This window comes from Moellerella wisconsensis ATCC 35017 (genome assembly GCF_001294465.1).
GTDB classification, from domain to species: domain Bacteria; phylum Pseudomonadota; class Gammaproteobacteria; order Enterobacterales; family Enterobacteriaceae; genus Moellerella; species Moellerella wisconsensis.
Genome location: NZ_LGAA01000017.1, coordinates 1 through 13,879, shown reverse-complemented (window position 1 = coordinate 13,879; position 13,879 = coordinate 1). Strand labels below are relative to the sequence as shown.

General features: G+C 39.4%; 4 protein-coding genes. 2 read left to right on the top strand and 2 right to left on the bottom strand.

Translation table 11 applies throughout. From position 1 onward, the window contains the following. Positions 1–628: 628 nt before the first annotated feature. On the bottom strand, positions 629–1,552 hold the full coding sequence (locus M992_RS08030; RefSeq protein WP_053908088.1) for a LysR family transcriptional regulator: 924 nt from the start codon (positions 1,550–1,552) through the stop codon (positions 629–631). A 789-nt stretch (positions 1,553–2,341) separates the two neighbouring features. Here M992_RS08030 and M992_RS08025 point away from each other — a divergent pair. Beyond that, the gene (locus M992_RS08025; RefSeq protein ID WP_053908072.1) at positions 2,342–3,556 is read left to right on the top strand and encodes a pyridoxal phosphate-dependent aminotransferase; all 1,215 of its coding nucleotides are present in this window, start codon (positions 2,342–2,344) and stop codon (positions 3,554–3,556) included. A gap of 202 nt (positions 3,557–3,758) precedes the next feature. Next, the gene (gene yfbR / locus M992_RS08020; RefSeq protein ID WP_053908071.1) at positions 3,759–4,340 is read left to right on the top strand and encodes a 5'-deoxynucleotidase; all 582 of its coding nucleotides are present in this window, start codon (positions 3,759–3,761) and stop codon (positions 4,338–4,340) included. A gap of 83 nt (positions 4,341–4,423) precedes the next feature. Here the strand turns inward: yfbR and rtxA are convergent, their stop codons facing one another. Further along, positions 4,424–13,840, bottom strand: a complete 9,417-nt coding sequence (rtxA, locus tag M992_RS08015) for an MARTX multifunctional-autoprocessing repeats-in-toxin holotoxin RtxA (protein ID WP_211257336.1) — start codon at positions 13,838–13,840, stop codon at positions 4,424–4,426. Positions 13,841–13,879 lie beyond the last annotated feature (39 nt).

Below are 13,879 nucleotides of genomic sequence, written 5' to 3'. Positions count from 1 at the left end.
TTATTCGCTTTTACTACACTATTATCTCAGGAAAAACCTGTTCTATTAGAGCATTTTATGGGCTATTTTTTTGATCTAGCTCACGGTTTTATTGAAAAAACTTTGCTTCTGTTTACATTTAAATCAATTTTAACCTACGCCGTAACAATAGCGTTTTTTGCATTAAATCAATAGACTGCTATAACATTGGCGATTATTTTACTTATTTAACACATAAAATATTGTTAACAAGGTAACAATTATTTAACCTGTAAAGTAAAATTTAGCTTATGCCGGGAGCATCACAGAATATGATAATAAAAATAATCTTCGTATTCTGAATAATTATGGCGAGACAATATAGACTAAGTACAATTTACACTATTAGCCATACTAATTGAAAGGCTAATATGCTCTATTTTATTATCTGACGTATTGAGTCAAAAATAGCGCTGTATATTGCTACCTTTTGGAGTGAGCCGTCTGGAATATAGTATTGAATAAGCGTTAAATTGTAGGCTAAAATATGGCTTAACACGTTAAAACACTGATTTAAAATCTAGGCCAATAAGCGGACTGTTATCGCCATTGGATCAATAGCGATAACAGTAAATAACTTAGTACGAATATATTTAATTGATGCTGATAATTAGGCAGTGATATTTTCTGTGGCGGCAAGATTATCGTCGACAGCCGTAGCATAGCTTATCTTTTTATTTTCAATCGCATTGAACACAGTCAATACTGATTCTTTTTGCTCATCCGCATTTTTATATAACCAATATTGAATATCTGGCAAACGAGGTAAACCATCGATCTCGCCTAAAATTCGTAAATCTGCATTCTGCATTTCCATTGGGCGTGCCGTGACTCCGACTTCAGCGTTTACTGCGGCACGGACGGCAGGTAGTGAAGCCGCTTCATAGGCGATATGCCAGGCTATCCCTGCTTCATCTAACGCTTCAACGCTCAATTTTCGGAAAGGATTAGATTCTTCCATAGTGACTAACGGAATAGGTTCATTAGTACGCAATTGGAAATCTGCTGCGCAATGCCATAAAACAGGCACAGTACGTAATGCGGTTTTAGGATGATGAGCAATACGCGCGGTGGTCAATGCAAGATCGATTTCATGATTGTCCAGCATGCCTTCAATAAACTGCGCGCGTTTGATACGGATATCTACAGCCATTCGCGGATAGACTGAAGCGATTCTATTCAGCAGAAATGGTAACAAAATATCGACAGTATCATCAGATGCACCAATTCTTAATTCACCTTCGGCATCATTATAGGATAACGAAGCCGTCGCATCATCATTGGCACGTAATATTTGCCGAGCATATCCCAACAGCTGTAAGCCGTACGCAGTCAATAGTTTATTACGACCATGACGTGCAAATAGCTCTCGCCCAATCAACTGCTCTAGGCGCTGCATTTGTTGGCTTACCGCAGATTGGGTTCGACATACCGCGGCCGCAGCTGCGGCAAAGGTGTTTAAGTCTGCGACCGCAACAAAGGTTCTTAATAAATCTAAATCGAGATTCATAATTGGACGGTTAGAATTTATCATCATTTATTCTCTTATACTTTATAAGCCTGATAAGCCTGGTGTTTTATGATCTCAAGAAAGAGACCTAGCATTCATTTTTTAAACATTAGTCATGTTATCTAAATCTATACATCCACCAGCAACTGTATGACCTTGAGCTAAATTAATCCTATATAGAAAAATATATTTTTCTATATTTACTCTTCTTAATTAACTTTTAGCGTGGCAACAGTTAAATGCCAATATGAATGTTCTTTTTATGAGTACGAGAAAATAGTAGCATATTTAATGTAATTGCAATTAATTTAATGTAAATACATAAACGTTGCTTATACTCGCTCATCATACCTGTACAAAACTGACTGATAAACAGCCGTTTAACCACTTTTAGCATAAATTTTAGAGATTAAAACGATAAATATCACTAATAAGCCTGATTAATTTAGAATTTAGTAGATTCGTTTTTAGGAAAATTTCGTATATTTATACATGATTACTCAAAAAACCTTACAGTTTGATACAAAATAAATATTCTTATTAATCGCTACTTTTTAGCGGTGTTGTCTATTCGCCCACTAAAATCTATCCATTAACCAAACTATAGTTCTAACCTAACAAATACAATAAGAGTTTTAATCTAACTTAATGAATATAAAAAGCCATCAAACATTAACCTAACGGTCTTTTACAACCTTTTACACCAAAATTCTCGCGGATCTTCAAAAGCTTCCGTGGTAGGAGTACAGTGGTAAGACTTAGATTTGCTGGGATGCCCCCTGCTGTAAATGCCGAAAGGTGAGTGAGAATATAATGAATATCATAAAAAAATCGCACAAACTGGATAATGTCTGCTATGACATCCGTGGACCAGTATTAAAAGAAGCTAAGCGCTTAGAAGAAGAAGGCAACAAAGTTTTAAAACTGAATATTGGCAACCCGGCACCTTTTGGTTTTGATGCACCGGACGAAATTTTGGTCGATGTTATTCGTAACCTACCCAGCTCTCAAGGCTATTGTGACTCCAAGGGCCTATATTCCGCCCGTAAAGCTATCGTTCAATTTTACCAAGCTCGCAATATGCGCGATCTAACCGTTGAAGATGTCTATATTGGTAACGGAGTTTCCGAGCTTATCGTACAGGCAATGCAGGCGCTGTTAAATAGCGGTGATGAAATGCTCGTACCTGCGCCAGATTACCCACTCTGGACTGCCGCCGTTTCTCTGTCTAACGGTAACGCCATTCATTATATGTGTGATGAGCAACAAGGCTGGATGCCCGATATTGAAGATATTCGCCGTAAAATTACCCCACGGACGCGCGGTATCGTCATCATTAATCCAAATAATCCAACCGGTGCGGTCTACAGTAAAGAGCTGCTATTAGAAGTAGTTGAAATCGCACGACAAAATAATTTGATTATTTTCGCTGATGAAATCTACGATAAAATTCTTTATGACGATGCCGTACATCATTCGATTGCCGCTTTAGCCCCAGACCTGCTCACCGTCACCTTTAATGGATTATCAAAAACCTATCGCGTAGCCGGTTTCCGCCAAGGATGGATGGTGCTGAATGGTCCCAAAAAACACGCTAAAAGCTATATTGAAGGCTTGGAAATGCTAGCATCAATGCGCTTATGCGCTAATGTACCAATGCAGCATGCGATTCAAACTGCACTCGGTGGCTATCAGAGTATTAGCGAATTTATCAATCCCGGCGGACGACTTTATGAACAGCGTAATCGGGCATGGGAATTAATTAATCAAATTCCTGGTGTTTCTTGTGTTAAGCCTCAAGGCGCTCTATATATGTTCCCAAAAATTGATATTAAACGCTTTAATATTCATGATGACCAAAAAATGATCCTCGATTTGCTCTTGCAGCAAAAAGTCTTGTTGGTTCAAGGAACTGCATTTAATTGGCCTGAGCCTGACCATTTCCGTATTGTCACTCTGCCGCGTGTTGATGATTTAGAGATGGCAATTACTAAATTTGGCCGTTTCTTAGAGCACTATCATCAATAGATGATAAAGATGAAAAAACCTTCATTCCAGCGAAGGTTTTTTTATTCTCTCCCCTCAATACAATCAAATACGGTCATTTACAAAGTGTATTGCCTCACTCACAATGGACAAGTGCTTCTGGCATAATTTGTCTCCCTTGTATTTATAGCGTCATTAGCAGACAAGGGCGAACTGTATCCAGACATCAACTTAAGGAGAAATCATGAGCTATTTTTTTGCCCATATTGCCCGTATGAAGTTAATCAATCGTTGGCCTCTAATGCGCAATGTCCGGACTGAGAATGTGTCTGAACACAGTCTACAAGTCGCCTTTGTTGCTCATGCTTTAGCAATTATTAAAAATCGTAAATTTAACGGCAATCTCAATCCGGAACGCATTGCATTACTCGCTATGTATCATGATGCCAGCGAAGTGATAACCGGCGATCTGCCTACGCCTATTAAATATCATAATCCGCAAATTGCTCATGAATATAAAAAAATTGAGAAATACGCCCAGCAGAAATTAATCGCGATGCTACCAGAAGAGCTGCAAGAAGATTTTCGTTCGCTGGTGGTTGAAGATTTACAAACAGAAGAAGAACATTCGTTAGTTAAACAAGCCGATTCACTGTGTGCTTATTTGAAATGTTTAGAAGAATTAGCGGCGGGTAACAGCGAATTTAAACTGGCCAAAAAACGTTTAGAACAAACATTAGCGGATAGAAAAAGCCCAGAAATGGACTATTTTATCGAAATTTTTGTTCCTGGCTTTTGTTTATCATTAGATGAAATAAGTAATTGATTATGAATCATAATCACGGTAGTCAGCTATCCTGCTTGACTTTACTACCGTGATTATTTTATCTATCAAACTTAATCATCAAGCTAAGCCATATAACCTCGCTGCTGCACGACATCTCCCCAAGCCTGATTTACCCCGATAGCTATTTGCTCATCAATACCGTTCAGCAATGAGCCAGAGTGCTGCTTAAGTGCAGAATAATCGATACCAGAGTGTCCCATTAGATTCACTAATTGATCCACCGCCTCGCCAGTTAACGCCATATAATCGCGCTGATTATCTGACTCTCGCTCATTGGCATGGATCACTATTTTTGCCCGCTCTGTAGCAAGAGTTTCAGCAAAATAATTATCAAATGTGACCATACCTAGCGATTCAAATTGTTGTTGTGCATCTTGCGGTAATTCGAAACGTTTGAACCATAATCGTAAATCATTATTACTACGCTCAAAGCCTAAGTTATGGCGGTCTAATCCTTTTAAGACAATATAATCATTCGCTTGGATATCCATAACACGATTACTGATAATATCCTTGCTAACAATAAAACGATTACTTCCCCCGCCACCATAAAACTGATTTTCATAGCCGCCTAATGAAATAATATCGTTGTCTTCACCGCCATCGATCACACTGAATTTAGATAAATTGCTAGCGATTAAATGATCTCGTCCGGTCCCTCCACTGATCACCGAGTGGTAGCCCATTAATTTTAGTCGATCATGGCCTTCTTGCGCATGTATTTGATTTTCATTACCAAAAATAGTGGCTAAATCATTCCCTTCGCCTAAACTCAATTTATTATTATTACCTATCACCACGGCATAATCTTGCCCTTGCTGCATCGAAACTTGATTGAAATTACCTGAAACTATCGCGTAATCCCCCCCTGTCCCCATCTCGATGATGCCATTTTCACCAAATACAAAGGCTTTGTCATTTCCATCGCCCATATATAGCGAATTCACCCGCCCGGCAACCAGACCAAAATCATCGCCCTTGCCACCAAACATAGTATTTTCTCGGCCAGTAAGCACGCCTATATCATCGCCTTCCCCGCCAGAAAACAGATTGGAGAGACCCGAACCATAAAATGTATCATCCCCCCGCCCTCCCCAAAAATTATTGTTATCTCCGGTATAGGTGCCAAGATCGTTACCATCGCCGCCCCAGTTAAAATTGTAATTTCCCATCGAAAGATGAAAATCGCCATCATTTTTTAAGAAACCGCTGTGACGCAGAAAATCAACGGTTTTTTGCTCCATATTTAAGATGTCTTTAGTAAATTCACTGGATATTTCGGTTAATTTTGTTGCCATTTCACTCTGTTTATCGCGATTAAATAGCATGGCAAAAATATTAGGCAGTTGTAATGAATTAAAACCAAAATCGCGCGCTTCAGGCTGTGAATCTATCGTGGATGCCGTAGCTGAATGGGGATGATCAAATAGCAGATTTTCATCATCTGATGGCTGATCTATGCTATCGAGATCCGCAGCTATTTCACTATGTTTCTCAATTAATCCATGTTGTTGCAACGTTGTACGTATTCCTTCTTGACCCAACGCTAGATTAGCTTGCAGGCTATTGAGGATCGCCTGTGGATCGGTAAATTTACTTAACTGCTCGCCGCCAAATTGGAACATGATTTCACTCAGTTCTAACAATATCCCCTGTGTATCTAGCGGCTGGTTGTCGATTGAAATCAACGCGCCCGTCGCACTATATTGCACGCCAAAAATATCTGCTAAGGTGGTATCCGCATTTATACTCGCCATGCGTTGTAGCATTCGATGTTTAAATTGGCGCGGCATATGATCAATCGCATAAGTCCATGTGGTTTTAGGTAACCCTGTCGCGCTGTATTGTTGGCTAATAATGCCAAACAACGAGCCGATATTCGTGTCTAAAATAGACTGAATATTATCGCCGAATATAAAATTCCAATTTCCATGAGTAAGCTGAATATCCTCGCCCTGGCCACCGACCGCAAAATTAAATGTTATTTTTTGATTCAGCTGCTGTAATTTTTGCGCGCGCGAAAGCTTTTGCCCGTCCGCCTGAGAGGGATTTCCACTGAGCCACTGACTAAATCGTTTATTTAGATTAGCTTCAATATCAGCATCTAATCCGCGACCACTGCGCTGATATTGAGAATTTAACTCGGTTAACGTGGTGTAATCGACGTTGCTGTAGCCGTCTAGCGTTGCCATCTCGTGCAAATATTTTTGTACTCCCGCTAACAACCATTGCTGATCCTGAGTTTTTAGCCTGCCATTTTGCTCACCCGCATCGGCTATCTGTTGTAATTGCTGAGCCATACGCGCTGCACCATCAAAAGGATTAACTAATGGCGGCAGTGGAATAGATTTTTCTGCCATTAAAATCACATCGTTACTGCGCCCATGATTAAAACTAATATTGCGCGACCCAATAAAGATCTGTGCACCTTCAAAGGCTTGATACCCACCAATATTAATACTATGTTTGCTATCACCATCGCCAATATGCAGAAGCAAATTATTATCACCAAAATTAACGGCCTTAACCCCGCCATTACCAACTTTGATTACGGCATTACTGGTTCCCCAATTAAGGAGAGTGCTCTCCCCATCGCCAATTTGTACCTCTATATTTCCGGAATAACTCACGGACTTATCTGCCTCTGTAGATTGCGGTGCTGTCGGTGGTTCAGAGCGCGGTGGAGGGGTGTAAATTTCACGATCATCACCAATGACACCATAGGCAATTTTAGGCTGTTGATTAAGCCCCATACGGTGAATATCAATCTCACCTTCTGCTATTCCCTGACGAATGGATTCTTGGTAACTCACTATGTGATTATTATCGTTCCAATCTAAAACTACTTTATTCGACGCATGTTTCTTGTTCCATTTTCCGTACTCATCACGGGTTTGTTTATGTCCATATAAATCAACAGCAACTTCACTATTGCGTGCCGATATCTTACAACGAATTTGCTGCTCTGCGAGTGATTGCATAAAGTCACGAGCAAACCCTTGCTGTTTATCTTCCCCGATTAGAGAACAACCCACTAGACTTATCTTGTGTGGCGATAGCGCTAAAATATTGTTCACCTGAAAATTAGTCTGAAAACGGGCTAAATTTACCGCTAATTGATCAGCCGAATAGCCGGCTAAACTTCGATGATCAGCTTGATGATTATCTTGGCTTAACTCTCGCCCATGCCCCACTAATTGCCAACGAATTTTGCCTTGAATTAACGAGGGATCGCCATACACGACACGGTAATCTCCTGTACTATCTAACTGCACAATCACTGTGTTTTTAGGGTGCTTGCCCGCTAAATTTGCCGCTGCTTTTGCTACTGTGATATCATTTTCTAATTGGATAATAAGCTGCGTGTCGTACTGCGACTGGTACGATTGGCTGGGGTGATTTTCTGAATCATTTATAGAATTATTTCCTATAATATTGGTGGAGTTAACATCTATACGCATCCAATTATCAACCTGACTATTATACAATAAACGCTCAGATGTTTGATTTAAGGCGTCATCTCCCCCGAGCAAATGTAATCCACGTTCAAATTGCGCGACGGCTATCTGCGAATTAATATTTCTACTTTGATCAGCATCTTGGCTGCTTTCAAAATCTATCGGCCAGAAGCGCTGATTTTCTGCATCGTACATTACGTTGCCTAAATGCAAATCCTGATGGTAAATATTGCGATCGGCTAAATCAGCTACCATCGTCAAATACAACTCGCGTGCATTGATTGGCAATTGCTGTGCAGAAAGCGAAGAAACAACTGTTCCCGGCACTTTTAACATCGTTAAATAGACATTTCCTTGCCCATCACGATGTACATCAGCACTGCCATCACCATAAAACCGATTGAAATATATCGCTTCATTGACCGCAGATTCATAGGCTTGCCCCATATCCTTAATTAATAAATGTGGCTCTTTAGGATCGCAAATAACTAAACCAAACGAGCCCTCAGCGACTAAAATACCTTGACGTTGATATTCAGCTTTACGCATTTCAAATGGCGTCATTTCTGGCGTGATAGTTAATTTCAATCCGGTCTTACGTTTTGGTCCTAAAGGCGCTAATTGCTGCTGAAGAATATCGATTTTTGATAAATCACTAAACAGTGTTTTTAGTTGTGCAAATGTCTGATGTACTTCAATTTTGTGGTTATTAGGATTAAATAACATGCGATCCATAACACTATGGTGAAAATAACGTCCAGTCCATGGGTCAAGGATCAAAGCATCTGGTGAATCTCCACCAATTCGTACGAATACATGATCACCATCGCCGGTTAATTTTAATAACTCGACCTCCCCCTGATAATTATGATCATTAATAATTAAATGGGCAGCATACAATGCACGATCACCACAATTACCTACGCGGTACTGTTTTAATGTGGCAAAATATCGTGCGATATCATGAGGAAAATAAACCTGTCTAATGGTATTAATATTTCGGAGCATTTCCTGCCATTCTTTGTGTATTGCTGCACTATTTGGGATAAATGTTTTTAAGTCTATAAAATCGATAGTACTAAGGAGGGTAGAGGATTTATTTAAATCATGATTTACTTTATCTAAGATATCGCAAGGATTAAAAGTAAGAGAATTAACATCGCTATTTTTTAATACTTCGATATTAATTCCTTGATGAAATACAGCAGGTTTGATAGCTATTTTTTCTGCATGGCTATAAATTAATATTTTTGCTAAGTTCTTTTCTAAGATATTAATTAGACATTTTATATCACTATTTTTAGTATTATTATTTGTTTGTCGATCTACTAATATTTCACCTTTTTCTATATGCCTAATTTTTTCTTTTGAGATTTGAATTTGTAATTTTTTTTCGGTAGGTGTAGTTAACTCGACAGTAATAATATCATTATCATCAGAAATTATTTGAACATAACTTTTATTTCCTATCGAGAGTACTTTTTTCTGAGCTTGTAACTGCTGTATAACATACTGTGCCTCACCCTCAATCGCCTGTTTCCATACACTATCAGAGGTTATTATCTCACTGTTTTTATACTGATTATATTCCATCTCTAACACAGTGGATTGTTCTCGCGCTTTAGAATGTTGTTCGGCAAAATAATTAGTAATAGGTGCTTGATAAAGTCTATCTGTCATTTGCTGAAAATCAGCATAATGATCAAATGATTGAATGCCGATATCAGGATCATATAACGAATAAATATATTGTCCTTCAGATTGCCCTTCATAATTAGGATTTACTGAAATCGCCAGTGTTTGATGACTTGAATTTAACTGAAAATAACTAGACTCTTGGCTATTTTTAATGCTATCCATTAATTTTTGATAACTGGCTTCCTCATTATTTAACCCGTTAATCTGATTATTTTTTGTCATCCCATTCTGTTCTAAATTATGTTTAAATTGTTGATTTACATGCTCAACAATGTGTTGTTTTTTTATTTTTATAGTTTCGTTATCTAGTAAGTTACTTTTATTAAGATGATTGGCGTGAATTAATGATTGTGTAGTTAATAATAAGTTTATCTGTGCCGATAAATATCGTTGATTATAAGTAGCAATTAATTGCTGTTCTACTGAATCAATATCCGTACTTTTAGTTGTTCGAACAGATTGCTGTTCTAAAAGATAATTTAACCACTGTAAATAGGCTTTTCCTCCGCCTGCTCCATGTATTCGTTCTTCAATTAAATAACGGTTAGCTAACGCATTAGCCATCGCATGTTGCAGTGCTCTCGGGGCTGATTTTTGAAGTAAGTCTACATCATTGATAGGATTATCCGAAAATGTAGGTAGCCACTGTTTTAGTCTGGATAATAATTTTTTTATCGGGCGAGGGTCGACAGAAGATTCGGCGAGTATTAATGAACGATGAATGTCATCAAGCGTATAATCGATTTCATGATCTGAGTGATCAATCAGCGTTGATGAAGATGATTCTTCCTCCTGCTCTCCTTGTTCCCATAGCGGCGCTAAATAATCATTGGTAACACGATTCTCTGCTAGCGCACTATTTCTACGTTGATTGATACCTTCGGGAGCTAGCGATTGATCAAACAGTTCAGTCTGGGATAAAACTTGCTGAGCCGCTGAAATTAGCGGTGTAAACTGATCTAATTTAATTTGATTACTCAATCGGCCATCGATTGGTTGCTCTGATGCTCGAATACCTGCTGAATCAATATTTAGTGCGATTTCTGACTCACTAGATCCATCTAAATCTTCATTTTCCAATTCAACATCATTTAATTTATTAAGCTCTAATCCACTGACTGTTGCTGTCGTTCTCTGTGGACGATAATCATCATTCTGCTTCAAGGCTTTAACTTCATCGATACTTTGAGCCGCCAATTTTTTATTACTTACGATAATTTGGCGTTCGGCTGCATCTTTGGCTGCGGTACTTCGATTTAACGCTTGGTTTTTGCTGTTATTAGTCTCATTCTGTTGCTCTACAGCTTGCGCTACCTTTTGAGCAACCTGTTGCTGTGTAATATTGATATTTGGTTCAATTACGGTGTAATCACTTTCAGTATTAATTAAAGCCTGTTCAGATTGGAGCACCGACGTTTTTACCTGGCGATAATTGGTACTCAATTGCTGTTCAATTGTATTTAATATTTGCGAGGAGTCTGCCAGTTGTTGCTGCGCTTTATCTTGAGTTTGATGTATAAATTGAGCCGCATATTGCTGACGCCAATGCATACCTGAACTTAATGGCTGTTGAATATTCGTTATTTCTGGCTGAGAAAAGAATATAGCTCGTTGTGCTATATCTGTTGCTTGATCACTTAATATCGACGAATTGGCGAGTAAACTTTGCTGTATTTCATCGCCATTGTGTACCAATTCCTGCGGCTGGCTATGATTCAATTGATCCAGCGAGAGTTGTGCATGAGATAAATGACGATTTTTTTCTTTATTTAGGCGCTGTTGTATCTCGAGTGCGGCCTGCTTATCTTGCATTACTGGTTGTAAAATATCAGGTGAAACAGAGCCCAGAGTAGAATTGTCAGTGGTGGATTGCACCCGCTCCGTCGTATTTAACGCAGTCGTATTTGACGATACGTTTTCAACAGAAAATTGCTCCGCCAAACTGTCTAAATCGGGAGCTTTTAACTCACTGAGTTGATGCGTCAAGGACGACTCTAGCGGTGCAGCTAACGATGTATTTTCCGTCAACATCAATCCAGCCAATTTATCCGGCACAGGTGAGATATGTATATCATCGACCCCCGAACTATTCCCCGATATTAAAGCGTTTTTGCCGCTAATAAGCTCATTAATTGCCTGACTTGCTGCATTTCCGAGCACCGATTGTTTTATGTTATCGAACAATGCCGCTAACTTATTACTTTGCGTATTGTTTGAAGCCACCGACAACGCATAAAAATCGCCATTACCCACCTTAATCGCGATATTATTACGCGCATAAGTGGCGTGGATCATTAATCCGTCGCCGATATGAATGTTGGCATTGCCCTTGCCTTTCATTACTGCGATATTCATACCGTCGCCAATGTGGCTGGTTAAAATATAATTGCCCCATACCGCATTAATCGCTGTCCCAGCGCCAATTTTGGTATTTATATGAGTATCCCCGTAAGCGGCAACAATATTAGTCCCGGTACCTACGGTGGTAGTAATATTTCCTTTAGCTTTTAATACGTTGATTTGTAGGCCATTTCCCATTTTAGTGGCTATATTTAATTTTCCCCACAAAATATTAACGCCCATCCCCGTACCAATCTGACTAATAATATTCGAATCCCCTTTAGCGACAGATATCAGCCGACCATCGCCTACCTTAGTTACTATATTCGCCTTACCTTTAGTACCAACATAATCATCACCATCGCCAAGATGAGTGATGATATTTGCGTCACCTTGAACCAGCGTAATTTCGCGTCCCTCTCCTATTTTGCTGATTATATTGGCGCGCCCTTTAGCAAAATTATAGCGTTCACCATTTCCAATTTGTGTGGCAATATTAGCTTTTCCCCATAGCGCATTAATAGATAAACCACTGCCTATTTTATTGATTAAATTGGCTTTTCCTTTAGCAAAAGCGACGGTATTACTGGGCTCTCTTTGGCTCAAATGCGTCATCACATTACCGCCATCTGAAACCAATAATCCAACCAAAGCCCCATCTCCCACTTTGGTTAAAATATTCGCTTTACCAAAAAGTAATCCTGCGGTCGGGCCATCACCGATATGGGTAATTACATTCCCCTTAGCCTTAGCAACAGCCCCCATAAAACCATCACCAACTTTGGTAATAATATTAGCTTTACCCATAGCTAATGCGCCCGTTATACCGTCACCGATATGGTTCATAATATTGGCATCACCGAACATCAGTCCCAATGAAGTCCCCGAGCCAACTTTATTCATGATATTAATTTTTCCGAGGAATATACCGAGTGTTGTACTGTCTCCACGGTGTACATGCGTTAAAATATTGGCACTTCCAGCTAATAAAGCGGCAGTAAATCCATCGCCTACTTTAGTCAATACGTTAGCTTTTCCCAACATTATAGAAAACGTCTCACCATCCCCAACATGAGTAAAAATATTCCCAACCGCTAACATGGCATTTAAAATACAACCGTTTCCAACTTTAGTGGCGATATTACCTTTTGCCGCCATGACTATAACCGTCGTACCGTGGCCTATCTGAGTAAAGATATTCGCTTTAGCTATCATCAAAGCGATAACATCATCTTCATTGTCACTGTCGTTGACTTTAGTGAAAATATTGCCAATGCCCGCCATAAAAGCGTAAGTATTACCTACCCCGATATGGGTAAAAAGATTTCCTCCACCTAGCATCGCAGCAATGATTTGACCATCACCGACTTTGGTAAAAATATTACCCGCCGCCCCCATAATACCTATCGTGCGTCCATCACCAATTTGGGTGAAAATGTTCCCTAAACCAAACATGATGCCACTGACATTTCCATGCCCTACTTTGGTTAATATATTCCCTCCCCCCACCATTAAGCCCAAACTCTCACCATCCCCGAGATGTGTTAATACATTTAATCCGCCCCCCATAAATGCCTGAAGGTCGCCCACGCCCTGCTTAGTAATGATGTTGGCTCCACCTACAGCAATCGCCCATAAATGATTTTCTTTTTCTCTATCGCCTTGGTTAATTTGCGTTAGGATATTACCCATACCCAGCATATTGGCCTTAATATTACCGTTACCTATTTTAGTAATAACATTTCCCCCACCTGCCACAGATGTAGTTAAATTGCCATTACCTTGATGAGTTAATAGATTAAGACCTCCCGCGGCTAACCACAGGTTATCCCCATGCCCAAGATGAGTATGGGTATTTAATCCCCCCAACATATACAGCTTATTTCTCTCCTTGTTATCACCAGACATTATCGAGATATTCGCCATGGCTAAGAGATTAGCGTTATATTTCCCATTACCTTGACGTATAAAAACATTAGCCACACCTTTAGCCTCAATAGTCGTGGTTCCATGACTCACTTT